The 25,007-nt window shown below is 64.8% G+C and carries 28 protein-coding genes; all 28 read left to right on the plus strand.

Translation table 11 applies throughout. The features are described from left to right. The first annotated feature begins 26 nt into the window (after window positions 1-26). Window positions 27-665 (plus strand): hypothetical protein, encoded by a 639-nt coding sequence (locus NKH37_RS28975; protein ID WP_352649862.1) that lies wholly within the window; start codon window positions 27-29, stop codon window positions 663-665. Further along, window positions 662-2,776: a phage terminase large subunit family protein gene (locus tag NKH37_RS28980; protein ID WP_353042072.1), complete on the plus strand. Its 2,115-nt coding sequence runs from the start codon at window positions 662-664 to the stop codon at window positions 2,774-2,776. Before NKH37_RS28975 ends, NKH37_RS28980 begins: the two co-directional genes overlap by 4 nt. Beyond that, window positions 2,773-4,371 (plus strand): phage portal protein, encoded by a 1,599-nt coding sequence (locus tag NKH37_RS28985; protein ID WP_353042074.1) that lies wholly within the window; start codon window positions 2,773-2,775, stop codon window positions 4,369-4,371. Before NKH37_RS28980 ends, NKH37_RS28985 begins: the two co-directional genes overlap by 4 nt. Then, window positions 4,371-4,658, plus strand: coding sequence for a hypothetical protein (locus NKH37_RS28990; protein WP_353042076.1), 288 nt, complete (start codon window positions 4,371-4,373; stop codon window positions 4,656-4,658). The genes NKH37_RS28985 and NKH37_RS28990 overlap by 1 nt, the downstream gene beginning before the upstream one ends. Next, window positions 4,649-5,572: a S49 family peptidase gene (locus NKH37_RS28995; RefSeq protein ID WP_353042078.1), complete on the plus strand. Its 924-nt coding sequence runs from the start codon at window positions 4,649-4,651 to the stop codon at window positions 5,570-5,572. Before NKH37_RS28990 ends, NKH37_RS28995 begins: the two co-directional genes overlap by 10 nt. Before the next feature lie 117 nt (window positions 5,573-5,689). Then, window positions 5,690-6,118, plus strand: a complete 429-nt coding sequence (locus tag NKH37_RS29000) for a hypothetical protein (RefSeq protein ID WP_353042080.1) — start codon at window positions 5,690-5,692, stop codon at window positions 6,116-6,118. Between the two features lie 66 nt (window positions 6,119-6,184). Next, the gene (locus NKH37_RS29005; protein WP_353042082.1) at window positions 6,185-6,964 is read left to right on the plus strand and encodes a hypothetical protein; all 780 of its coding nucleotides are present in this window, start codon (window positions 6,185-6,187) and stop codon (window positions 6,962-6,964) included. Window positions 6,965-7,033: 69 nt separating this feature from the next. Then, a complete protein-coding gene (locus NKH37_RS29010; protein WP_353042084.1) occupies window positions 7,034-8,089 on the plus strand; it encodes a major capsid protein in 1,056 nt (351 codons plus the stop codon). Window positions 8,090-8,148: 59 nt separating this feature from the next. After that, window positions 8,149-8,385, plus strand: a complete 237-nt coding sequence (locus tag NKH37_RS29015; protein WP_352859788.1) for a hypothetical protein — start codon at window positions 8,149-8,151, stop codon at window positions 8,383-8,385. Then, window positions 8,385-8,816, plus strand: coding sequence for a hypothetical protein (locus NKH37_RS29020; protein WP_353042086.1), 432 nt, complete (start codon window positions 8,385-8,387; stop codon window positions 8,814-8,816). Before NKH37_RS29015 ends, NKH37_RS29020 begins: the two co-directional genes overlap by 1 nt. Further along, window positions 8,813-9,568: a hypothetical protein gene (locus NKH37_RS29025; RefSeq protein ID WP_353042088.1), complete on the plus strand. Its 756-nt coding sequence runs from the start codon at window positions 8,813-8,815 to the stop codon at window positions 9,566-9,568. Before NKH37_RS29020 ends, NKH37_RS29025 begins: the two co-directional genes overlap by 4 nt. Window positions 9,569-9,571: 3 nt before the next feature. Continuing rightward, window positions 9,572-9,778: a hypothetical protein gene (locus NKH37_RS29030; RefSeq protein WP_353042090.1), complete on the plus strand. Its 207-nt coding sequence runs from the start codon at window positions 9,572-9,574 to the stop codon at window positions 9,776-9,778. After that, window positions 9,778-11,292 (plus strand): phage tail sheath subtilisin-like domain-containing protein, encoded by a 1,515-nt coding sequence (locus tag NKH37_RS29035; protein ID WP_353042092.1) that lies wholly within the window; start codon window positions 9,778-9,780, stop codon window positions 11,290-11,292. Before NKH37_RS29030 ends, NKH37_RS29035 begins: the two co-directional genes overlap by 1 nt. Window positions 11,293-11,328: 36 nt before the next feature. Beyond that, window positions 11,329-11,694, plus strand: a complete 366-nt coding sequence (locus tag NKH37_RS29040; RefSeq protein WP_353042094.1) for a phage tail tube protein — start codon at window positions 11,329-11,331, stop codon at window positions 11,692-11,694. A 2-nt stretch (window positions 11,695-11,696) separates the two neighbouring features. After that, window positions 11,697-12,002 carry a hypothetical protein gene (locus tag NKH37_RS29045; protein ID WP_353042096.1) on the plus strand — a complete coding sequence of 102 codons (306 nt, stop codon included), beginning with the start codon at window positions 11,697-11,699 and terminating at the stop codon, window positions 12,000-12,002. A gap of 139 nt (window positions 12,003-12,141) precedes the next feature. After that, window positions 12,142-13,941 (plus strand): phage tail tape measure protein, encoded by a 1,800-nt coding sequence (locus NKH37_RS29050; protein WP_353042097.1) that lies wholly within the window; start codon window positions 12,142-12,144, stop codon window positions 13,939-13,941. After that, complete coding sequence (locus tag NKH37_RS29055; RefSeq protein ID WP_353042099.1) at window positions 13,941-15,077, plus strand: DNA circularization N-terminal domain-containing protein; 1,137 nt, start codon at window positions 13,941-13,943, stop codon at window positions 15,075-15,077. Before NKH37_RS29050 ends, NKH37_RS29055 begins: the two co-directional genes overlap by 1 nt. 141 nt (window positions 15,078-15,218) lie before the next feature. Beyond that, entirely contained in the window at window positions 15,219-16,280 is a 1,062-nt protein-coding gene (locus NKH37_RS29060) for a phage baseplate assembly protein (protein WP_353042101.1), read from the plus strand. After that, window positions 16,277-16,726 (plus strand): phage baseplate assembly protein domain-containing protein, encoded by a 450-nt coding sequence (locus tag NKH37_RS29065; protein ID WP_353042103.1) that lies wholly within the window; start codon window positions 16,277-16,279, stop codon window positions 16,724-16,726. The genes NKH37_RS29060 and NKH37_RS29065 overlap by 4 nt, the downstream gene beginning before the upstream one ends. Next, window positions 16,726-17,265 carry a phage GP46 family protein gene (locus NKH37_RS29070; RefSeq protein WP_353042105.1) on the plus strand — a complete coding sequence of 180 codons (540 nt, stop codon included), beginning with the start codon at window positions 16,726-16,728 and terminating at the stop codon, window positions 17,263-17,265. The genes NKH37_RS29065 and NKH37_RS29070 overlap by 1 nt, the downstream gene beginning before the upstream one ends. Further along, complete coding sequence (locus tag NKH37_RS29075; protein WP_353042106.1) at window positions 17,237-18,313, plus strand: baseplate J/gp47 family protein; 1,077 nt, start codon at window positions 17,237-17,239, stop codon at window positions 18,311-18,313. Before NKH37_RS29070 ends, NKH37_RS29075 begins: the two co-directional genes overlap by 29 nt. Continuing rightward, window positions 18,306-19,052, plus strand: coding sequence for a putative phage tail protein (locus NKH37_RS29080; RefSeq protein ID WP_353042108.1), 747 nt, complete (start codon window positions 18,306-18,308; stop codon window positions 19,050-19,052). The genes NKH37_RS29075 and NKH37_RS29080 overlap by 8 nt, the downstream gene beginning before the upstream one ends. Window positions 19,053-19,064: 12 nt before the next feature. Further along, entirely contained in the window at window positions 19,065-19,871 is an 807-nt protein-coding gene (locus NKH37_RS29085; RefSeq protein WP_353042110.1) for a phage tail protein, read from the plus strand. Between the two features lie 109 nt (window positions 19,872-19,980). Continuing rightward, entirely contained in the window at window positions 19,981-21,393 is a 1,413-nt protein-coding gene (locus NKH37_RS29090) for a hypothetical protein (protein ID WP_353042112.1), read from the plus strand. Next, entirely contained in the window at window positions 21,394-21,774 is a 381-nt protein-coding gene (locus NKH37_RS29095; protein ID WP_353042114.1) for a hypothetical protein, read from the plus strand. Beyond that, complete coding sequence (locus NKH37_RS29100) at window positions 21,774-22,136, plus strand: hypothetical protein (protein ID WP_353042116.1); 363 nt, start codon at window positions 21,774-21,776, stop codon at window positions 22,134-22,136. The genes NKH37_RS29095 and NKH37_RS29100 overlap by 1 nt, the downstream gene beginning before the upstream one ends. Next, window positions 22,126-24,210, plus strand: a complete 2,085-nt coding sequence (locus tag NKH37_RS29105; protein WP_353042118.1) for an SGNH/GDSL hydrolase family protein — start codon at window positions 22,126-22,128, stop codon at window positions 24,208-24,210. Before NKH37_RS29100 ends, NKH37_RS29105 begins: the two co-directional genes overlap by 11 nt. 6 nt (window positions 24,211-24,216) lie before the next feature. Beyond that, the gene (locus NKH37_RS29110; protein WP_353042120.1) at window positions 24,217-24,978 is read left to right on the plus strand and encodes a LamG-like jellyroll fold domain-containing protein; all 762 of its coding nucleotides are present in this window, start codon (window positions 24,217-24,219) and stop codon (window positions 24,976-24,978) included. Window positions 24,979-25,007 lie beyond the last annotated feature (29 nt).

Raw genomic sequence — 25,007 nt, forward strand, 5'->3', positions numbered from 1 at the left:
CGCGTGCCGCACGGGACACTGCACGCATGGACATCGAGACCGACGCCGACGCCGGCGAGTGGATTTCGATCACGGATGCTGCGGCGCGTTTGAGCGCGGCCGGTGACCGGATCGACCGCTCGACCTTGTCGCGCTACCTCAAACAGCACGCGCAAGCGTTGCCGACGCGAGAGGAGGGCAAGTCCCACCTGGTCGAGTTCGGCGCGCTGGTGGCGCACCGCGGCGAGAACATCCGCCTTCGCACTGTACCGCCGATTGCTGGTCAGCCGCCGGGTGTCGGCAGGCTGCCAGCCAAGCCGCCTTCAAGGTTCGCCGGCAGCCAGTCGGACGGCTTCGCCCGCAAGGCGCAGGCCGATGCCGAGATGCGCGAAATGGACCTCGCCAAGCGCCGCGGCGAACTGACGCCCACGGCGGAGGTCGACAAGGCCGGCCGCGACGCGATCGCGCTCATGCAAAGCGCCTTTGACCGGGCGATCGAGAGTGAGGCGGCGAGCCTTTCGGTCAAGTATGGCTGGGACGAGCGCGTCGCGCGCATTGCCTTGAAGGGCTTTGTCCGCGTCGGCCTCGACGACTTCAATCGAGAGATCCGCGAGCGTCTCGACCAGCGAGAGCGGGAGCGGGCGGCAGGCGATGTCGGTCCGTTCGACCAGGCGCCCCTGCAATGAGCTATCACGACGCGCGGCTTTCCTTTCCGGAGCTGCCGCATGGCGCGGAAGTCCTGTTCGCCGGCCTCGAGGCCGCAAGCCGGCCCGTCGCAGACCTGACGATCTCGGAATGGGCGGACCGATACCGCGTCGTCTCGCCGGAATCGGGGTCACCTTGGCCCGGCCCGTTCAAGACCGACCGCGTTCCCTACCTGCGCGAACCGCAGGATTGCCTGCATCCCGACCATCCGGCGCGGCGCGTCACCTGCCGCTGGGCGGCGCAGCTCGGCAAGTCGACGGCGATCGAGAACTGGTTCGGCTATATCGTCGACCAGGCGCCGGGCTCGATGATGATCGTTCTGCCGACGCTCGAGGAAGCAACGAAGTTCAACCGGGTCAAGCTGCAGCCGACCATCGAGGCGAGCCCGCGCATCGCGCACAAGGTGATGCCGGTCAACAGCCGCGACGAGCAGGGGTCGACCACCTCGTTCAAGCGCTACGCCGGCGGCTTCTGCCAGATCGTCAACGCAGGCTCGTCCAAGGGCCTGCAGATGGTGTCGATCAAATATCTCGCCATGGACGAGGTCACCGGCTACCCGCGCGATGTCGACGGCCGCGGCAGCCCGCGCGACCAGGCTCGGGCGCGTCAGAAAATGTATGGCGATCTCGCCAAGGAATGGGAGGGCTCGACCCCCGGCATAACCGGAGAATGCGCGATCTCCGGCGACTTCGAAGCCGGCGACCAGCGCTATAGCTACGTGCCTTGTCCGCATTGCGGCATCTATCAGGCGCTCGAATTCGACCACATGCAGGAGGCAGACCCGGCCCGGAACCTTCCGGTCCACATGGCCTGCATCTCCTGCAACGGAGCCATCCTCGACGGTCACAAGGCCGAGATGAATGCCCGGGCCTATTGGATCGCCCGCCGCGTCCATGACGGCGAGGAGCCGGTGCCGGAGGCAATTCCGCCTGCGGACATCGACCGCTGGCGCTGCGATCCGTGCGAGGGCCGCTGCCGCGACTGGCAGCCAAGCTATCATCTGTGGGCCGCCTACGCGCCGCGCGAGCGGTTCGCCGACATCTGGAACCGCTTCAAGGACGCGGAAGGCGACACCACGAAGCTGCGTACCTTCTACCAGCAGGATCTGGCGCTGCCCTATGACCCCGGCGGCGTCGCCGTCGAATGGGAAAAGATCGTCGAGGCAGGGCGCAAAAATCCGTTCCCGCGCGGCGTCATCCCAGCCGAGGCCGGCCTGATCGTCTCGGCCGCCGACGTCCAGGGCTACGGCATCAAATGGTCGGTCTGGGCAATCGGGCCGCGCGACCGCGCCTGGCTGATCGACCGCCAGGTGTTCATGGGCGCGCCGGACCAGGTCGACGATGCCTGGATCGAACTGGCCGATGCGCTCGGCAAGACCTACCGCACCGCCGGCGGCGGCGAGAAGGGCATCGATCTTTCCGGTGTCGATTCGGGCTTTGCCACCGACCGCGTCTACCGCTTCTGCGCATCACGGCCGAACGTCTACGCGCTCGACGGCCGCCACCCGATCGGCCTGCCATGGCTCGGCACGCCGGTGAAGAAGGATATTCGAGACCAGCGCAAGCGCATCGTCGCCAAGGTGATGCTCTATCCGGTCGGGCTTTACGACATCAAGACCTCGGTCATGGCGGCACTTGCCAATTTCGTGCTCGGTCCGGACGAGCGGGGCAGCTGGCCGCGCAACACGATCCATCTGTCGAACGAACTCTGCGATGACGAGTTCGCCAAGGAGATGACGGCCGAGCGGCTGGTCGACCCGGACGAGGAAGCGCGCGCCACGGTCTCGCGGCGGGCCCGCAACCTGATCAGCCCGAAGGCGCCGCGTGAGTGGAAGAAGATTCTCGGCCGCGCCAATGACTGGTTCGACACCACGGTCTACGCCTTCGCGCTGGCCTGGCACCTGAAGCATAAGCGCCGTCTCAACGCCGAGCGTTGGGCCGATCTGCTGACCGCCGTGCACGGCAAGCCGGCCGAACCTGATCTGTTCGAAGCGGCCGAGGACGGGCCGTTCAAGGGCAAGACCAGAAAGGCCGATCCGGAGCGCGACGCGCGCCGCAAGGCAAACATCGAGAAATGGGCAAAGCGCACGTGAAACTGATCGACCGGCTTCTGGGGCGAAAGGCGGATGTGCAGGCTTCCGCACGCCCGCTGCCGGGTGCGGCGTTCTTGCGCGATTCGCGCTCGGCCATCATCAACACGCGTCCGGCTATCCTGCGCGACAGCCGCGATGAAATACGCCTGGCGTGGCGTCGCGCCGCCGGCATCGCCATTGACCTGATCCAGAATTCCGGTCGCCTGAAAGGTGCAGCCGACCAGGTTCTTGCTGATACGGTCGGCGTCGAGCTGATACTCAACCCGACGCCCGACCTGTCCGGCCTCGGCTACAACGACGCCGAGGCGGCGGAACTGATCAGGATCATCAAGCGCCGCTGGAAGCGCTATGCCTGGAACCCGCGCGAATGCGATATGCGCGGTAAGTTCACCGTGCCGCAGATGATCGACATCGCACTGCGCTGGGATATGGCCTATGGCGAGGCGACCGGCGTGATCTCCTACATGCCGATTGCCCAACGCCGCGGCTACGGCATTTCGACGGGAACCAAGGTCTGCATGGTGCCGCCGACGGCGCTTGTGCAGGACACCAACGAGTATGAAGGCCTCTATCAGGGCGTCATCCATGAAGCGAACGGCAGGCCGATAGCTTACCGCTTCGAGGAGAAAGAGGGCGGCATCAGGACCAAGCGCGATTACCGCGCTTACGATGCGACCGGCCGGCTGCAGGTGATGCACGTCTTCGATCCATGGGACGCAACAGACGTGCGCGGCATCTCCCGCATCGCGCCGGCCTTCCGCAAGCACATCCAGCACGAAATCCTGGTAGACGCCAAGATCCAGACTGGCATCCTGCAGACGGTTTTCGCCGCCGCCCTGACCAGCCCAAATCCGTCGAAGGAAGCCTTCGAGGCGATCGAGGCGCTGCCAGACGACAGCGATCTTCAGGCGGATTTCCACGACTATTTCGCCGGAGCTCTGAGCCGCGCGGCGGAAGGCAAGATTTCGATCAGCGGCGATCCGCAGGTGTCGCATCTTGCGCCCGGCGAAGAACTCAAACTGTTGACCACGCAGACGCCGGGGCCCGAATTTCTGCCGGTGTCCGACGAACTCTCGCGCGATATGGCCCGCGCCATCGGCATCACCTTCGGTGGCCTGACGATGAACCATACGGCGGCGACCTATTCGAGTGTTCGGATGGAGAATTCATCGATCTGGCCGGTCGTCACCCGCCGTCGCGAAAGGATCGCTGCGCCGATCGCGCAGTCGATCTACGAGGCCTGGCTCGACGAAGAGATCGGCGAAGGCCGCATCCAATTCAAGGGTGGTTACGAGGCATTCGCCGCTAACCGCGACCGCGTCACCTGGGCTCTCTGGCAGGGACCGGCCAAGCCCTCGGCCGACGACGGCAAAAGCGCTAAGGCTGCGACCGAGCGTCTGGTCAACGGCACATCGACGCTGGCCAGCGAATGCGCCGAACTCGGCTACGATCCTGACGAAGTCTTCGAGCAGCGCGTGCGGGAGCATCAGAAATACATGAAGGCCGAAATGCCTTCGCCCTTCGTGCCACGCAATGCCGGGCCGCCCGAAAACGCAGCGGCCGAAGTAGAGCCGGCCAAGAAGGCGGCAGCATAATGCCAACCTTGATCAAGATCGCCGGCGTCACTGTCGACGCAGAGGATCCGTGCGCGCTCTATCAGGCTCTCTATGCGGCAAAGCTGAAACTGATCGCCGGTGAGCGGGTCGAGGAGACCGAAGTCCGATCGCCGGTCACCCACCGTCGAGTTCGCATATCGGCCGGCAGCGTCGCCGCACTCGATGCCGAGCTGATGCGGCTCGCAGCCGCCTGTTCGGCCAAACAAGGCAAGCGTTCCCGCTACGCCAAGACGATACGCTTTGTTGGAGGCGGTCCATGTCGATAGCCTTTGAACGAATCTGCGGCGCCCTCTTCGACAGGCCGCATCTCTACCATGCTGGCAAGGCCGAGACTTTGCTGCAGATGCTCGGCCCGCGCCTCACAGGGCACCCGATCACCATCGTCAACGCCCCGGGCGCGGTTGACCACGTCGCCTTCGCCAACGGCCGGCCGTCCGCCGGAGTGCTTGGCGACGGCATGGGCCGCCGCCTTGACCAGCGCGGCATCGTCCCGTTCGAAATGATCGAGAACGTGGCTGTCATTCCGGTCGAAGGCACCTTGGTCCAGAAGGGCGCATGGATAGGGGCGTCGTCGGGTGAAACGTCCTACCAGGGCCTGATCACGCAATTCGCGCGGGCCGAGCGAAGCACTGCCGTCAAGGGAGCCGTGGTCGAGATCGACAGTTTCGGCGGGCAGGTCAACGGCGCCTTCGAGGCTGCAGCCGCCTTGCGCTCTCTGTCCAAGGCCAAGCCGACGATCGCCATTCTGACCGACTTCGCCTATTCGGCCGGTTATCTCCTCGCCAGCCAGGCGCGGCAGATCATCATGCCGGAATTCGGCGGCGCCGGCTCGATTGGCGTCGTCATGATGCATGCAGACTTCTCCGGCAATCTGGAGCAGGAAGGCATCAAGGTCACCTTCATCCATGCCGGCAAGCACAAGGTCGACGGCAATCCCTACCAGCCGCTGGCCGCCAGCGTGCAGGAGAAATGGCAGAGCGAGGTCGAGCAGATGCGCGACCGGTTTGCCGGCGTCGTCGCTCAAGGGCGCGGCAAGCGGATGTCGAAGACCGCGGCGCTGAAGACCGAGGCCGAAGCCTATTCGGCGGCCGAAGCCGTCGAGCTCGGCCTGGCCGATGCCGTCGGCGACAGCCAGGAGGCATTCGCTGCCTTCATCAAGGACGTCAACGGAAAGGCCTGAACCATGGCGAACAGCATGTTGGCCGCGGTCCGCGCAGCAACGCTCGCGGCAGCGGATGAGCTTTCCCCCGAAGGGGAAGATACCGGCGCCGATGCGCCTCACAGCAAGGAGACTGACATGTCGAAAGACGCGCAGCCCGCCGGCGGCAGCAACACCGAAGCCGGCATTCCCAAGGCGGAGCACGATGCCGCCGTCGCCAACGCCGAAAAGACCGCCAAGGAGACCGGCGCCAAGGAAGCCACGGATCGCCTGTCGACGGCGCTCGGTGCCGAAGGCGTCAAGGGTGACGCCGGCCGCATGTCGGCGGCGCTCGACCTGGCGGCCAAGTCGCCCAGCATGAGCGGCGCCGATGTCGCTGCCTTCGTCGTCGCAAATGTTGCGGCGGCTAAGCCGGCAGCAAGCGCGGATGCGGCGGCTTACGAGAAGACCCGCCTGGCAGCCTCGGGTTTGGCGCAGCCCGGCGGCAAGGATGCGTCTCAGGACGCGACCAGCCGTATCCTCGGCAATTATCGCGCCTCGACCGGCGCTCCTGCCAAACAGGGCTGACGGCCAGACAGGCCGACGGCTCAATTCCTCCCAAACGACAACCACAGCTCACCGAAAGGGTTGATCATGACCAGCATTCCCTTTGCACAGCCGGGCATGGCGGCCCGCGACGTGTCCGATACGTTCACTTCGGCCGAGATCTTCAACTCGGCCATTCCCCATCCCGTTACCGAAGATTTTCCGGTGGCTGCCGATGTGGTTCTGCCGGCCTTCTCGGTGGTAGGGCTCGCGGCATCCGGCCTCAGCCTCGCCATGGCGACGCTGCTGTATGCGGCCGGCAGCAAGGCCACCGGCCGGCTGGTCTTCTCCGGCGTTGGTACCGTCGACGACACCATCACCATCGGCGCGACCGTCTACACGCTGAAGGCGGCGCCGACCACTGTTGCCGGCCAGGTGAAGATCGGCGCCACGGCGGCGGAGACCGCCAGCAACCTGATCGCGGCCATCAATGCCGGAGCAGGCGCCGGTACCGTTTATGGCTCTCTCACCGTGGCGCATCCGGACGTCAGTGCGCAGTCCGATGCTGCCGGCATCGTCGGCCTCGTCGCCAAGGTGGCTGGCGCGGCAGGCAATGCGATCGCCACCACCGAGAGCGGAACGGCGACGGCTTTTGCCAATGCCACGCTGGTCGGCGGTGTCGATCAGGTCGGCGTCGCACCGATCGGGATCACCACGGCTCCTGTGGTCGACACCAATGCCGCGCAGCGTGTCGCCATCTATCGCGCCGGCAACTTCAACCCGGATGCGCTCAACTGGCATGCCTCCTTCGACACGGACGCCAAGAGGGAAGCCGCCTTCCGCGGTGCTCCCACCCCGACCAATATCGTCGTCCGCAAGCGTCTCTGACGCGAAAAACAGCATCCCCTTCCACGCAATCGCGGCTGATGCCGCCTCTTTTCACAAAGGGCCACGACCATGGCGGACTTCGACCACTATGAACTCTGGGACACGCATACTCTGCTGGGTGTGTTCCGCGAACTCGACATCGTGCCGAGCTACTGGCTCGACCTCCTCTTCCCCAACCAGATGTCGTCGACCGACGAATATATCGACCTGGAGAAGATCCCTCGCTCTGGCCGCAAGCTCGCGCCCTTCGTCGCGCCGATGGCGCAGGGCCGCGCGATCTACGAAGAGGGCGCTCGCGTCGAGCGTTTCAAGCCTGGCTATGTCAAGGCCAGCGATCCCGTCTCGCCGCTGCGCGCTTTGACCCGCCGTCCGGGCACGCTGCTCGGTCCCAACGCCCAGAGCCCGGCCGCCCGCTACGATGCGGTGAAAGCCGACATCCTGCAGTTTCATCGCGTCGCGGTCGAACGGCTGTGGGAATGGATGGCGGCGAAGGCGATCATCGACGGCAAGGTCGTCATCGAAGGCAAGGATATGCCACAGCGTCTGGTCGATTTCGGCCGCGCCAGCGGCCACACCGTCGTGCTCGGCGTTGGCGCCCGCTGGGGCGACGCCGGCGTCTCTATCCTGGACGACATTCAGAGCTGGGCCGACATGATGCATTCGGCCGAGTTCGGCGGCGCTCCGAACCGCATCACCGTTGGCACCGATGCCTGGGGCGTCATGCGCCGCGACCCGGAAATTCTAGGCGAAATGGATCTGACCCGGCGCGGCAATGCTGATTTGACGATCAAGACCGGGCTGATGACCAGCGGCGAGGTTCGCTATGGCGGCACGCTCGGCGGCGGCATCGAGGTGTGGGTCTACAAGGACTATTACACCGTAAACGGCGTCGTCACGCCGTTCATGTCGCCGAAGGACGTGGTCTTGTCTGGCCCGAATGTGCAGGGCTATCGCTGTTTTGGCACGATCGTCGACCTGCATGCCCAATTCGAGGCGCTGCCGATCTTCCCGCGTAACTATGTTCCGGAAGGCGATGTCGCCATCGAGCAAATCCTCACCCAGTCGGCGCCGCTGATGGTGCCGGTCAACCCCAATGCCACGCTGAAGGCGACCGTCCTGGCCTAATAGCCACCGGGTCCGCCCTCGTTCGTCCGGCAATCCTCAAACCGAACTGGAGACTTATCATGGTCAAAGCCATCGCTTTGAACACGGTCCACCTGTGCAAGACGCCGGGCGAGAAGACCCCGGAAGGCAAGGTGGCCAAACGCGCCGAAATCGAAATCAAGGCGCCAGGGGCCATCCTCGACCTCGACAAGAAGCAGTTCGAGGATCTTGTCGCCAAGGGCGCGGTTCGCTCGGCCACCAAGGTCGACCTTGCCCGCGCGGATACGGCCGCCGAAATGGACCTCGGAACGGCCTGATGATCGACTGGAACGAGGCTTTGGCGGCGGTTGAAACCACCGTCGCCGAGGTCTTCGACCGCGAAAGCTTCCGCGTCGTACCGACGGCGCGGCGCGTCGGCGTCAACGATACCCGCATGGCCGATCCGGATCGCGTCGGGTTTCCCTTCCTCGGTTCGATTGATTTCGGCCCTGCCGCCCTTGCGCCGGGTTTCTCGCATCCCTCGACGCTGTCATCGGACCGTGACCGCGCGCGTGAAATGCCGGCGCATGAGGCTGTCGTCACTGCGCTGTCGATCGACTGGCCCGAGCCGATAAAGGTGGAAGACCAGATCGTCTGGGTTGACCTCGAAACCGGCGTGGAGAAGGGCCGCTTCATTATCGCGGCCATTCCGGTCGACGGCGGCAAGCGGCTTGCCATCTTCGTCAACCGCACCAAGGGCCGGCCATGACCATTGCAGCCGAAATCACCCGGCTGGCCGCCGTCGAGAGTTTGTGCCCGACGCCTGCCATGCTCGCTGAAACGGCGCTGCCGACCTTGGCGCGCCATCGCGTCTTCGACAGCCGCCGGCCCTCGATCGACGAGCTCGACGCCGGCGAGGAATACACGCCGGTGCTGTCGCTGTTCACCCGCAAGTCGGAATCGCCCCGGCGCGGCCAGGGGCAGGGCAGCGTCGCCAGGAACGGCCGCACCATGCTCGAGGTCGTGGCCGAGCTCTGCGTCTCGGCCAATGACGAGGACGGCTCGCCCTATACCGACGCCATGGTCGGCTCCGATCCGAAAGCGCGGATCGTGCTGTCGGCGCTCTGTGCCCAGGTGCGCTACGTGCTGACGCAAGGGCCGACCGGTGCGCTGTTTCGCCAGATCGTCATGGCTGTCGAGAGCATCGACGAGGAGGGCTTTGCCGTCCCCGAACTTGGCCTGCGCTGGCAGCGCACGACCATGCTGTTCGATTGCCAGATACCGGACGACGATTTCTCCGGCGGGGCAGGGCTGCCGCAGCCGGCCGCACGCATCGCGGCACTGCTGCCGGCGAACTCCTACGCCAAGGCGACGCTCGACAACATGGCCGCGCAGTTCGCGGCCGCCGCACCGTTGCCGATCATCGATACGATCGCCTTCGAAGTGAAGCAGGCCGGGCTGTCCGGCGAGATGGGGCCTGCAGCGTCGATCGCGCAGCCGTTTCCGGAAATCGAGGATTAGACCATGGCTAATCTTGTTCACGTCAAGCTCGCCGATGCCGGCCACCGCATGCCGCACCCCTTCAACCCGAGCGTCGACTTTCCGGCCGAAGGCCTGACCGTCGACCGTGAGGACCCGGCCTGGCTGCAGCTGATCAATGACGGCTCGCTGATCATCGACAAACCAATCGAAGCGCCTGCCTCGGCAGGAAAGCGCAAGGAGAAGTACTGATGGGCATCCTGTTCAACAACATTCCGGGCGCCGGCCTGGTCGCGCCGCTGTTTGCCTTCGAGGTCACCTCCGGCGGCTCCTATCAGTCGGCCTCGCGCCTGCTGCTGATCGGCCATAAGAACACCGGCGCGCTCATTGCAGACAATATCCCGACGCCGGTCGGCTCGGCGCAGGAGGCTGTCGCGCTTGCCGGCGCCGGTTCGATGCTGGCCGAAATGGCCCGCGTCGCGTTCTTGAACGCGCCGACGCAGGAGACCTGGATCTTGGCGGTGCCGGCGACCGGCACCGCGCGCGTCGATACGATCAAGGTCAATTCGGTTCCGGCCGGCGGCGGCGTCGCCACGATCGAAATCGGCGGCGAGCCGGTGCAGGTGCAGATCGCGGCGGGCGACAGCGTCAATACCGTGGCCGCCGCCCTTGCTGCCGCCATCAACGCCTATTTCAACGCGCTGACCGGCGCCTCGCTGTCGGTCACCGCAACCGTTGCAACCGACACGGTGACCGTCACCGCCCGCCATCTCGGCCTGATCTATGTCGACTATGATTTTTATGTGCCGACTGTTGTCGCCGGCAACGGCTTCGCCGGGGCTGCCGTCACCATCACCAACACCGTGGTTCCGACCGGCAGCCCGGACCTGTCGGCGGCCTTGGCGGCGCTCGGCGACGATCCCTTCGACTGGATCGTCTCGCCCTTTTCTGATGCGACCAACATCACCCGCTACACCACGGCGATGAACGATGTCTCCGGCCGCTGGGCCTACAATCGCCAGGTCTACGGCCACGTCTTCACCACCGCGGCCGGCACGCTGTCGGCGCTGACCACGATCGGCCTGGCGCTCAACGACCGCCATCTGACCATTCATCCGCGCCTGCCTGCCGCCGCCGGCAATCCGACGCCCGCATGGCTGGCCGCCGCTGCCCGCACGGCGCGCATCGTGCCATGGCTGTCCGACGATGCCACGGGCAATGTCTCGCGCAACCAGAAGGGCCTGGTCGTCCAGGGCGAGCGGCCGCCGCGCGACCGCTCGCTGGTGCCGACCTATGCCGGCCGCAACACCATGCTGCGCTCCGGCATTTCCAGCGTCATCGTCAACACCGATGGCGGCGTGGCGATCGACAAGATCGTCACCACCTACCAGAAGGACGCCAATTCGCAGCCGGACGAGACCTTCCGCGACATCCAGGCAATGGGCCAGCTCGTCGCCATCCTGCGCTATTTCAGGGCGCAGCTTTCTTACGAGCACGGGCAGAAGTCGCTTGCCGACGAAAACCCCGGCGGCCTCGGCGCCATCTCGACGCCGAAGTCGATCAAGGCGACACTTGTGCACGCCGCCGACACGCTGGAAAACCGTGGCGTGCTGGAAAACGCCCGTGGCTTCGCCGACCGGCTCATCGTCCAGCGCAACAGCCAGAGCCCGAACCGCGTCGACATCATGGCGCCGATCGACCGCGTCAACCCGCTCGACGTGATCGCCGCGAACGCGATGCTCTACAGCCAATATCGCGCCGCCTGATCGTCCAGCCATCCATTCAACTGAGAGGAAAAACCGATGCAGAATTTCGGCGGAGAAATGACGTTCGGTCTTTCGACCGGGGAGCGGATCGTGGTGCGCGGTGCCGCCGAGATCATGCCGTCAAACGTCAACATCGAAGGCAACGCCAACCAGGACGGCTCGCCCTATCGCACGGTCGAGCCGACCGGCTTCAAGGCCAATCTCACCTTCGAGGATTTGCCGACGGACGACTGGAACCGGCTGATGCGCGCCTCGGGCTTCAACGTTACGCTCAACGAAAGCTTCACCGGGGTCCAGCATCTGTGGACCGAAGCAGGCTTCACCGGCACGCCGACGGTCAACCGGGCAACCGGTGAAGTCACCGGCGTGGCCCTGCTTGCCCGCGTCTACCGGAAGATCTGACGATGGCGGAAACGGTTGTTCCGCTGTCGAAGCGCTATGAGGCGCACGGCGAAGCCTTCGACAAGGTGACGGTGCGCGAGCCGCGCTTCGAAGATCTGCTGGCGCTGGGCGAGCCCTACGAAATACAGCGCGCCGCCGGCAACAATGTCGTCATCGAAAACGTCGACACCGTCGCTGCCTATGTTCGCCGCTGTGTCGTGGCGCCGGGGATCGAGAAGCTGGGCGTGCTTGAGCTGGCCGATGCCAGGCAGGTGCGCGATGCGGTGATCGGTTTTTTTATGCGTACCGCGCCGGCGGTCACCGAGTAGGCGATGTCATCGGCATTCAGGCCGATGATCTGATGTTCTTCTTCAACTGGCAGCCCGGCACGGTGCTGCCGATGCCGTTTTCCGACATCGCCATGCTGCACAGGCGCGGCATTGAATTCCTGAAGCGTAGGCCGAAGACATGAGCAACCGCACGATCGAGGCCATATTGCGCCTGTCGGCGAAGCTCGGCCCGATGGGTGCCTTCGGCCAGTTGTCCAGCAAGCTTAACCAGGTCAACCAGAAGGCTCTGGCGTTCAACCGCACGCAAGGATTGATGGCGCGCAACAGCATGCTGGCGGCAAACGCCGTCCGCGGGCTCGTCGCCTATGGCCTGGTGCGCGGCGCCGGGCAAATGGTGACGAACTTCGCCGGCGCCGAACGGCGGCTGAACAGAATCGCCATCAACGCCGATGCGGGCAAGGACAAGCTTGACGAGATGTTCCGCACGGTCGATCGTGCTGCGCTCGACTATTCGATGACGCAGGACAGCATCACGGACGGTCTCGAATCGCTTGTCGCTTCTGGCCGCAGCCTCGACGATGCGCTTTCGTTCCTGCCCTCCGTCGCCGCCACGGCGCAGGCGGCAGGTGCTGAAATCGCCGACATAGCCACTACGGCCGACGCGATCGGCAACTCTTTCCACTTCGCCGGCAACAACATGCAGCGCGCCTTCGACATCCTTGTGACGTCGGGCAAGCAGGGCAAGTTCGAGCTGAAGGACATGGCCCAGTACCTGCCGTCGCTGGCGCCGGCCATGGCTTCGCTCGGCTATGAGGGTGAGAAGGGCTTGGGCAAGCTCGCCTCCATGCTGCAGACGGTGCGGCTGCAGACCGGTGACGCGAGTTCGGCCGCCACCAATCTGCAGAACGTCTTGCAGAAGATGGAATCGAACGAGACCGCGAAGAGCTTTAAAAAGTTCGGCGTCGATCTGCGCAAGGAAATGGCCAAGGCACGCAAGGAAGGCCGCGACCTTATCGATGTGTTTATCGAATTGACCGAGCGCGCCCTTAAAGGCGACCTGTCGAAGATCCCGCAGCTGTTCACCGATGCCCAGTTCCAGCAAGGCATGCGCGCCCTTTTGCAGGGCCGCGACGCCATGGAGGGCTTCCAGAAGGCGCTCGAAAATGTCGACGGCGCGACGATGCGCGACCTCGGCCGCGTCCTTGATGACAACCAGTCGAAGATTGACCGCATGGGCGCATCGTGGGAGCGCATGGTGCGCGCGATCGGGTCGGGCATTGCACCCGCCGCTACGGGCGCCATGGACTTCGTCAGCTCCAACATGGACAAGGCGCAGTTCATCAACGCCGAGCTCGACAAGCAGGGCATGGGCTGGTGGGAGAAGCGCATGTGGTGGCTGCGCAATGGCTTCGACAACCAGGACCAGGGGCTGACCGCATTCAAGGGCGGATGGCGCTCGCCCGAAGGCCTGGTCGCCGCCAAGGGGCCGATGAGCGCCAGCCCGGAATTGCCGTCGCGCCGTCAGGACCAGCCGGGCCGCACGCCGATCCCGACACCACGTCCGGTAGCGCCGAGCGTGGCCGAGCAATATCGGCTCTACGGTCGCGGCCACGCTGCCGCCATGCGCAACAGCGTTCAGGTCGAGAAGCCGGCCGGATACTTCGGCAACGAAATCGATTTCAGCGCGATGGAACGAGCTACGGACGCCGCAGCCGCCGACCTGAAGGGTGCCGGCGTCGAGACGGCATCGTCCGTGGCTGACGGCGGCAAGCAAGCCGGCGACAGCATCAAGTCAGGTGCCGACACTCTGGCATCGGTCGCGGGCAAGCTGGAGGCGGCAATTGTCGCCGGCGCCAATGCCCTTGCCGGGGCCGCCCGCAGTGCTGCCGCCGACCTGTCGCGGCCTATCGGCTCGCTTAAGGCGGTGCGCGCCGACACCGGGAAGTCCAATGCCGGCCATCTGATGGGGCCACGCTGATGCGCGACTGGCTGAAAGCCTTCCGTCCTGCGTCATTCCGCGGCGTCCCGTTCTTCGTCGAATACGAGACGGCCGAAGGCGGCCGGCGTGTCGCCATCTCGCCGATCGCCTATTCCGACCTGCATGTCACCGAAGACATGGGCGGCGATGTCAGGCGTTTCAGCCTGTCGGCCTATGTCGTCGGCGACATTGCCGATGCCGCCGCGCGCAACTTCACCGCTGCGCTCAACACGCCTGGCGCTGCGACGCTGGTTCTGCCGATGGGCGGCCCTGTGCTGGTGCGGGTGCCGCGCTGGTCGCTGTCGCGCGAACGGGCGAGAGCCGGATATGTAGGCTTCGAAGTCGAGTTCGTTTCGGCCGGGCTGCCGGCACTGCCTTTCGCTGCGGTGCCCGGCGCCTTTGCCATTGCCGGCAAGATCGCTGCCGCCATTGACATGATCGCGTCTGCCGCCGCTTTCCGCATGCGCGATGTCGCGCCCGGTCAGGCGGCACCCTCGGCGCTTGCCGCCGCTTCTGCCGCGGTGGCGATGGCCTCGGTCGCCGATGCGGCGGAGATGCCGGCCGAGACGCGGCCTGTCATTGCCGATCAGATTGCGACGATTACGCGCCTGTCGGCCGAGCCGGTTACCCAGGCCGGGCCGATTGCCGCGGCGATCGTCTCCACGGTCAGCGCCATTGCCGATGCGGCGAGCCCGACCGAAGCCACTGAAGCTTTTGCGGTTGCGGCCGCACCTTCCGGCAACGATGTCTTCGCATTGGTGTCGGCCGCCGCCTTCGCCGCCGGCTTTTGCCAGGCGCTTGCCGCCGGCGATTATGTTTCGCGCCAGGATGCGCGCCGTGCCCGTGACCGCATTGCGCCGGTCGTCGATCCCGTCCTCGAGGCCCTGTCGACAGGCCTCGACGTTGCGGTCAGCGAATGGCTGTCGGATATCGCGGCGACCGCGGCATCGGACCTCAGCGCCGTTGCCGCCAATCGGGCGCCGCTGGTCAGCGTTCAGACCGAAATATCGCTGCCGGCGTCGGCGCTGGCCTACGCGCTTTATGGCGATGCTGGTCGCGCCGGCGAGCTGGTCCAGCGCAACAGGGTCGCCACGCCTGCCGCCATGCCGATCAGCTTCGAGGCCATCGCCCCGTAGTTTTTGTCTCACGGGCCGCACCGCCGCCTGCGGCGGCTGGCCCTGCGACGGCGCGCCGGACGACCGGCGGGCCGCAGTCGCGGCCTTATTGGGCCGCCGTGTACACGCTGCCTTCATGGGGCGGCCTGAAAGGATCGTGCCTTGCCGCGTGAGACCATTGCCATCCAGGCGGGCGGGCTGTTGCTCACGTGGCAGGACATCAGCATTACGATCTCGGCCGAGGAGGCAGTGCGCACGGCTGTCGTTACCGGGCACATCCCGCCCGGTGTGGCGCCGCCATGGCCGGACGACAGGGCCAGCCTGACGGCGAACGGCACGCTGCTGCTGACCGGCTATGTCCGCGACTTCCGGCCCGACCAGGGGTCCGACGACTGGAAATATTCGCTGTCGCTGGTCTCCCGCACTGTCGACGCGGTCGAGACCTCAATCCTGCACAAGACCGGCCTGGTCGAAAACAAGGACATCAAGGGCATCGGCGAGGCCTTCGACAATTGCGGCATCGGCATCGAGGCGAAGGGATCATTCGAAACCATCGCCAAGCATCAGATCGAGCCGGGAGAATCGCTCTATTCGACACTGGAGCCGCTGGCTCGTGCCGAGGCGGCGATCATCCACGACACGCCGGAAGGCAAATTGCGCATCGTCCAGAAGCCGGAAGGTTCGCATAGCGGCGGCCTGGTTGCCGGGGTCAACATCATTTCGGCCGGCGCCGAGTTTTCCGGGCAGGGCAGGTTCGACCCGGTGATCGTGCGCGGCCAGCAGTCGCGGGGCACGACGCCCCAGGCGCTGCGGCCTGAGGCCAAGGTGTCCGACCCCGCGGTCGGCCGCAGCCGCCCAAAGATCGTCGTTCTCGATGGCGAGGCGACGTCGAAGCATATGAAGAATGCCGTCGAATGGGAGGCGCGCGCGGCGGCCGGCCTTGCTGTCAACGCGGCCGTCACCGTGTCGGGCTGGCGCGATGCCGGCGGCAGGATATGGACGCCGAACTTTCTGGTCTATGTCCGCCATCCGCGCGTCTTCCTCGATCAGATGATGGTCATCAAATCTGTGGAACTGACGCAGGACACACAAGCCGACAGTGACGGCACGCGCGCGACCTTGACGCTGACCGATCCGCGCGCGCTCGGCGGCTCTTCGTCCGGTTCGAAGTCGGGCAAGGGCTGGTCGGTGCCGGAGCCGAAGGCGGAGTATTCGGCGCAATGAAATCCTCCGCGCATCTGACGCGTTTCGAGATCGACAGCTCGCGCTTCGACAATGGCCAGTTGCTGATCTCCGGTCGCGGTCTTGCCGGCGAGACATTCAAGGATCTGCTCTACGTCCAGCCGCATGGCGCCGCCAGCCGTCCGCCTAAAGGATCGATTGGCGTGGCCATGGTCATGCCCGGCCGCCGCACACAGGCGATGCTCATGGGCATAGAGCACGCCTCGCATCGGCCCGACCTGCCGGACGGTGCCGCGGCGCTTTACGACGCGTCGGGAAACATCATCAAACTGTTCGCCGGAGGCGTGACCATGGATTTCGGCTCGCGAACCATCACGCTGACCGGCGGCACATGGAATGTGAAGGGCGACCTTAACGTCGACGGCAACATCACCGCCACCGGCTCAATCATCGACGCCGGCGGCAACACACCGCACCACACGCACTGATGATCAGGATCGTTCCACTCACCGGCGACGGCGAACCGCTTTTGTCGCCCGACACCCTTTGGGATGGCACGTCGGGTGACTGGGCCATAGCCGGCGACGACAAGGCCAATGCCGGCGGCCTGCGCGCCAAGGCGGAACTTGCCACCGCCGTGCTGCTCTGCCTGATGACCGATGCGCGCGTCGAGGCGGACGAGCTGCCGCCCGAAGAGCAGAACCGCGGCTGGCCGGGCGACAGTTTCGATTTGCGCACCGATCTCGGCGAGACGGTGATCGGCTCAAAACTCTGGCTGCTGCGCCGCTCGACGGCAAACGACGCGACCGCGTTGCGTGCTGAAGACTATGCCCGTGCCGCCCTGCAGACGCTGATCGACCAGGGCGCGGTCTCGACGGTCGAGGTGACTGGTATGGCCGACCCGGCGCAGCGGCGCATCGATCTGAAAATCGCCTTGAAGGACCGCGATGGCGCGGTCGTCTTCGATCGCCGCTTCGGCGTCCTTTGGGAGCAATTGCGTGGCCTGGACCGTCCTCTCGCCAACTGAGATTTCGACCCGGCTGCGCGGCACATTGCGGCGCTACCTGCCGGGCACCGATGCGCTGGTCTGGCCGAACAATCTGACCGCGATCGTCAAGACCGTCGCCGCAGGCATGCACGACATGCATCTGCGCGCCGCCTGGCTTTACGATCAGATTTTCGCGACCACGGCGAGCGTCCAGCATCTGGAACGGCACGGTGCCGAACTTGGCATCTATCGCCGGCCGATGGCGCGTGCCGAGGGCGTGGTGACGCTCAACGGCTATGCCGACACCATCTATCCGGCCGGCATAGCCTTCATCGCCGGCAACCGGCTCTATCGCTCGGTTTCCGATGCGCGCTCCGACCTGGCCGGGCAACTCGCGCTGACCATCCTGTCCGACGATTATGGCGTCGCCACCAACATCGCCGCCGGCGAGACGATGCAGCGCGCCGACCCGACGCAGTTCCCGAACCTGGAGCTGGAAGCGACCGTGGCCAGCGGCGGCATTGGCGGCGGTGCCGACACGGAGACGGATGCCAGCCTCCGCGCCCGCATCCTCGACCGCAAGCGCAGGCCGCCGCAGGGCGGCGCCTATTCGGATTACGAGCAGTTTGCCCGTGCCGTGCCCGGCGTCACTCAGGCCTGGGCCTTTCCTTTCGCCGACGCGCCCGGGACGGTCGGCGTCTGGTTCCTGTTCGAAGGCCGCGTCAACGGCATTCCGGAGGCGGGCGACATCGCCCTGGTCCAGGATGCGCTGGAAGCGCGGCGGTTGATCCGCGCCGGCCTGTCGGTTTCCGCGCCGGTCCCGTCGCCGCTCGACATCACCATCGCCAATCTTGTCGTCGACACTGTGCAGACGCGTGCGGCGATCGCCGCCTCGATCGCCGCCATGCTGGTCAGGCGCGCGCGGCCGGGCGTCGCCTCCGCACCCTTCACGCTGTCGCGCTCGTGGATTTCCGAAGCGATCAGCCTTGCGGTCGGCGAGGACCGGCATTTTCTGATCAACCCGTCCGGCGACATCATCTATGTCGGCGGCGAAATGCCGGTGCTGGGCACGGTAAACTATGTCTGATGCTGTGCCCATTCCTGCTAGCGTTAGATGGCCGCGCTATCCGGGCGAGGACGAGCTTGCCTTCTTCCACTTCGCCCCGGACGATCCGTTCATCGGCGCGCCGCCGCAGGGCGATGTCCTGTCCGATCCTTCGGATGAGGCCGCAGAAGGTTTTCTGACGGCGCTGCTGCCGAAGGGGGCGGCATGGGGCACGCCCGACAACCAGGCGCTCGATCCGCTGTCGGTGCTGTCGCGGTTCTGGCGCGCGATCGGCTCGGCCTTTGCCGACGCCTACCGGGCGCTGTTCGGCGTCGTGCTGGAATCGACGGCGGTGACGCTGGTCACTTCGCTGGACGACTGGGAAGTCGAATACGGGCTGCCCGATCCCTGCCTCGGGCCGGACCAGACGATCGACGCGCGCATGCGCTCGCTGCTGCTGAAAATCCGCTCCGGCGGCACCATCACGCCGGCCGATTTCATCAAGCTAGCCGCCGATGCCGGCTATGCCATCTCGATCGAGGAGCCGACGCCGTTCCGGGCCGGTGCATCAACTTGCGGCGGCCCAGAGGCAATCGCCGGCGGCGAGGTCGTCGAATATGTCTGGATCGTCAGCGTGCCTGGCGTTTCGGTCGAATTCTTTCGCGCCGGCGACGGCCGTGCCGGCGAGACGCCGCTCGGTCGGCTCGGCCTGCCGGACGATCTGATCTGCCTGTTCAACGCGCTGAAACCAGCCTGGACCACCATCGTTTTTTCCGTCTGAAAAGAGGCCGCCATGAAGTTCGTCAATCCGCGCAATGCGCCCGTATCAAGCGAGCGCATCCCATACTGGAACGAGAACCGCGCGGCTGGCCTGACCGGCGCGATCCCGCCGGCCGATGTCTTCAACGATCCGCAGGACGAGATCCTGAAGGTGATCGTCGAAGCCGGCCTCACACCCGATGCCGCGGACAAGACGCAGCTCTGGCAGGCTCTGCAGGCGCTGATCGCCGACATTGTTTCGGGCAGCACCCCGGAGAACGCGACGAGAGCGATACGTTATGGTCCATTATGCCCGTCGATCGAGGTGCCGCCCGGCTCGATCTCGATGTTTGCCGCCGCGACGGCGCCGACCGGCTGGCTGAAATGCAATGGCCAGGCGGTCAGCCGCGCCACTTATGCCGATCTGTTCGCGGCGATCGGCACCAGCTGGGGCGTCGGCGATGCGGTCTCCACCTTCAACGTGCCCGACTTCCGCGGCGAATTCCTGCGCGGCTTTGACGACGGCCGCGGCATCGACGCCGGACGCGTCTTCGGCAGCTTTCAGGATTATGCCACGGCGCGGCCGCAGACGGACGATGTCGCGCGCGTCAATGGCGATGGGTCGCTTGGAACGCTTCGGCAAGCCGGCAATGCGACACCATCGACCAACCCGTCTGAGGTCGGCTTTGCCCGCGTCGCCAAGACCGGCGAGCGCAACGTTAATGACGGCTGGGACCCGGGCGGCGGCGGCAACCCCTATGTCGACATCGTCAATGTCACGACAGGCGATGCCGAAACGCGGCCGCGCAACCGGGCCGTGCTCTACATAATCAAAACTTAGGCCTCACGCCGCGCACCGGCCGCTTCGCGGCCTGCGGCTCCGGCGGGCGCCGGACGACCGGCGGGCCGCAGTCGCGGCCTTAATGCTCTTCTTACAACTGGATTGACACATGGCCGCAGCACCCGACCTGTTTGGGATACTCGATGTCGTCAAGAAACTGACGCCGCCGGCGGGCATGGGCACCGCCCATGTCGATGGCTTTTCCTGGGCGCGCAACGGCCTATCGTATGGCGATTCGACCAAGCTGACCGCCGACGACTGGAACCGCATCATCGCCAATCTGCGCGTCGTGCTGATCGCCTCCGGGGTCAATCTTTCAACCCTCGACCCGGCCGACCCGGCGCTGCTGAAGACCGTGCTGGAGCTCTATCTGGGCGCGGCGGTCACCGACATCCTGTCCGGCGTCGATGTCGGCGGCTACGGCATGATGGCCAAGGCCATCTATGACGCCAACAATGACGGGCTGATCGATATCGACCATGGCGGCACGGGTGCCTCGAGCCTGATCGATGCCGCTGACAATCTGTCGGCCATGTCCACCGACATGGCCAGTGGGGCGACCACCGATCTCGGCGACGCCACCGGCATCAATGTCCGTATCATCGGCACGGATGCGATCTCGTCCTTCGGCTCGGCGCCAAACGGCGCCATCCGCCGCCTGACCTTTGCCTCAGCGCTGACGCTGACCCATAACGCCACCAGCATGATCCTGCTCGGCGGCGCCGACCTTGCGATCGAGGCCGGCGATACCGCATGGATGCAGTCGCTCGGCTCCGGCAACTGGCGCATGCTCGGCTTTTTCAGGGCCAGCGGTGCGCCGCTCAGCAGCATTCTGCGGCAGGGCTCAAATCCGCTGCCGACCGCCGAGGGCGATATCCGCTGGGATACCGACGACAACATCCTTGTCATCGGCGACGGCGCTGGGCAAAGGCTGTTCCTGGCGGCGCCAGCCGGCCTGGTAGCGGGCGACCTGCTTTATGCCACAGGGCCGAAGGTTCTGGCGCGAGTGCCCAAGGGCGCGGCGCGGCGCACGCTGCGCATGAATGCCGCCGCGACCGCACCGGAATATGGCGGCGGCAATGGCCTGCCTGACGCCGTGCTGGAGGACCAGAAGCCCTCCGGCACCAATGGCGGCAGCTCGGCGCCCGGCAATGGCGCCTGGGCGACGCACATCCTGAACACCAAGGTTCGCGATCCCTACAATCTGATGGCGCTGGCCAGCAACGTCTTCACGCCGGCGAACGATGGCCAGGTTGAATGGCAAGTCGTCGGCTATGGCACCGAACTGCAAGTTCGCCTGTTCGACGTGACCGCCGGAGCCGAAGTCGGCATCGGTATGGGCGCCGCAGGCAACACGTCTCCGGATACCGGTTGCATTGCGGTCGGCGGGGCGATGGTCATCGGCGGCCACGCCTATCGCCTGGAATGGCGCACTTCGCACACACACGCCAACGGCCTCGGCCTCGCCTTCGGCTTCGGCTCGATCGAAGTCTATGCCCGCCTGAAATATTGGGGAGACTAGATGAGCAATTTCGTCCTCGTCGAAAACGGCATCGTCGTCCAGTCTGACCGCTCTGGAGCCCAGCCCGAGGGCTTTATCGAAGCCGATGACGCGGTCTGCCCCGGCTTCCTGTTCGACGGCCAAATCTTCACCGCGCCGCCAATCGAGCCGGTCATTCCCGACCGGGTTTCGGCGCGACAGTTCAAGCTGCAGCTGCTCAATGCCGGCCTGCTGACCGAAGTCGAGAACTGGATCGCGGCCCAAGGTCCGGCCGTCCAGATCGCCTATGAGAATAGCGGCAGCTTCGTGCGCGCCGATCCGACGATGCAGGCCGGCTTTGCCGCTCTGGATTTCACCGGCGCCCAGGTCGACGCCTTCTTCGTCGCGGCGGCGGGGCTCTGATGGCCAAGTACGTTTTCCCCAATGTCGAGCCGATCCGGCCCGGCTATGACATCGTGTTTCGCCTGCAATTCCCGCAGGATCTGTGGGATGCCGAACAGATCGGCAGCGGGCGGCTGGTGGCGCAATTCCGTGTCGCCGTGCCTGGCCCGGTGCTGTTCGAAGCCGACACGCTTGATCTGACGATCCAGCGCGAGGCGCCGCGCACGCTGGCCTTCTTCCTGCCGGAGGATGCGACCAAGCCTTTCGTCGCCTCGACCATCGTCGTGTTCGATATCGCCCGCATCGACGGCGACGACAGAAGCATCGTGCTCGACAAAGTGATCTGGCCAGTTCTGGAGACGGTGACCCGCGATGTCGTATGACGCGATCCTCGAAATCCCCAATGTCGTCGTCGTCTCCGGCCCGGCTGGCCAGTCTTTCCTGCCGGTCGACGATGCCGCGCAGTTGACCGCCGATTTCGGCCGCGACGGCGACCGCGCCATCATCCGTTCCAACGGCGACGAATGGCTGAAGACGGCCGGCGCGTGGGCCGCGACCGGCGAAAATTTCTGGGGCACGTTGCTGGAGCAGGGTGCCGCCCAGGTCGACCAGGCCGCCGCGTCGGCGGCGCAAGCCGAAACGATCGCTGAACAGTTCGGCGACCTCGAGACCGGCATCACGCTGGCGCAGCAGGCCGCCGCATCGGCCGCTGGCAATGCCGGCCTGACGGCCGCCGACCGCGCGCAGACCGGCCTCGACCGGCTGGCGACGGCCGATGATAGGATTGCCACCACCGCTGACCGCGCACAAACCACCCTCGATCGCATGGCGACGGCCGATGATAGGATTGCCACCACAGCTGACCGCGCACAAACCGCCCTCGATCGCACGGCAACCGGCGCTGACGCCGGCCAGACCGCTTTAGATCGCATCACTACGGCAGCGGACGTTGTTTTAACTCATGCTGATGTTGTCCTGACCCATGCTGATGTTGGTCTTGCCAACGCGGCGATAGGCGGTGTGATTTACGACACAACGGCCGCAGGTATTGCGGCTACGGTCAATGGGCAGTTCTTTATCGTCAAGGGCGACGGCACAAACACCTATGCCCTGATGTATAAGAACGTCGCCACTGTCGCGACGCTGATTGCCAGCTATCCGAGCAAAGCCGCGCTTGATGCAGCGTTGGTATCGATTAACGCAGTGCTGGCGAAAATCGGCCCTGAAACACCTCTTTACATTGGCACCAAGCGTGTGCTGGGTGGCTTCGCAGATAGCAACAATCTCTTTCCCTTGGCCGTCATGGAGGACGGCGAGGTCAGGATCGGAAGGCTGGTCTTCAACTCCCAAGATTTGCAACTGGATGGCGCTGGCGGAGTTCCTGAATATTACCTTGGAAATCGGGTGATCGGTGGGTTCAGGGACGACACGGGTCGATATCCTTTGGCGATCCTACGCGACGGTAGGGTTTATGCTCCCAAGCTGATCTTCGATTCGGCAAATCTAGTCATCACTGAGGCGATGATTGCGGCCCCATCGCTTGCAGTTCTTCGCAGCAAACTGGTCGTCCCATCCGCCGACGTTGCTTGCTACGGGGACAGCTTGACGCAAAACGGGTTTGCCTCTGCCTTGTCCACCCACTTGACGGGGCGGGCCGTCGCCAACCGTGGCTATGGATCGCAAACGTCAGCGCAAATCGCCATGAGGCAAGGCGGATTGGGCACCACTGTTCGCATGAGTGGCAATCAAATCGTTTCGGGGGCGAACACGATAACCCATTTGAATGGTGTCGCGATCACCGACAGCACATCGGGAAATGTCACGCAACTGCTTTCCAGGCGGGACACAAACGCCACTGTCACCATCAAAGCCGAGATTGCCGGCGTGATCGGCACCGTCACTCGGAACGGCGCTGGCGGCCCGCCGTCGACTTCGGAAACATACACGTTCACCCCGGATGCGGGGCAAACCGTGCCGGTTACATGTCCGCCCGATACGGCGGTGGTGGTGCAATCTCAGGCCGACGCTGCGTTGACACAGGTGATATGGGTTGGCCGCAATGATCGAGGTATCAACAACTGGTCTGTCGTTGCCAATGTTCGCCTTATGGTGGCCAGGCTTAAAGCAGCAGCCAAGCGCTTCGTCATCCTCGGTATCCACAACGGGACAAACTACCCGGACGAGTGGGTTGGCGGAATCTACTATGCCGACCTTAACAAGGCGAACGCTGAACTAGCTGCGGCCTTTCCGGATAATTTCTTCGATGTCCGCCGCTACCTCATCGATAAGGGACTGACCGACGCGGCGATTACACCGACAGCAACGGACTTGACCAATATTGCCAACGATGTGGTTCCGTCCTCGCTGCTGGCCGATGGTCTGCACCTTACACCGACTGGCTACGATCTTGTTGCGACACAAGTGGTCAGTCGTTTCTTCACCCCGAACGGATGGTAGATCAAAATGTTCATTGCAAAGCTTGGTGAAGCTATCAGCAATCCGGCAGGCGTGCCGCAGGCATTGGGCTTCATTCCGTCTATCATCGCAGACTCGCCAGCATCGCTCTATCTGGACTTCGCCGACCTCACTCGCATGTGGAAGGAAAGCGCGGGGACAAATCTCGTCACGGCTTCTGGTGATCTGATCGGGAAGGCATCCAGTCCCTACGGAACAGGCTACGCCTTTCAGGGAACGGCTGGCCAACTGGGCACTTACCAGTCTGCTGGTGGCGGGGTGTGGCGTGGAGACGGCAGTAACGATTGGCTGGACACCGCCAATTTCCTTTTCGCGGCATCGGGCGGCAACACATGCGCAATGAAGATCACTCCAAACGCCGCATCGGCGGGCAGGTCATTTTTCGGCTTCCAGTCGTCTAACCGCTTTCAGCTGACGTTGAATGCCTCCGGGTATCTTTGGGGCCTTTATGGCAACGGCGGCACAAGCGCGGTGCTAGGCAGCGTTGATGTCCGATCAACGACATTCGTCGCCACCATGACGCATGATAACACCAACATGTACCTTTACAGGGACAACGTTCTGATCGGCTCAGCGCCGTTGTCGGGGGTGTGTGTCACGACGGTGGGGCCGGCGATTGGAGCGGCAAAGTCCACTGCGTTGCCGCCAACGGGCGGCTGGACCGGTTGCGATATTCGCAAGGTTCTGCTGCTCTCCGGTCGCTATGTGACGGCCGCCGAGGTGGCGAATATCGTCGCGGCATTCGGATAGTTGACTGGGAGTTGCAACGGGTAATCCCC

It is taken from the genome of Mesorhizobium sp. M1217, assembly GCF_040318275.1.
Lineage (GTDB): Bacteria > Pseudomonadota > Alphaproteobacteria > Rhizobiales > Rhizobiaceae > Mesorhizobium.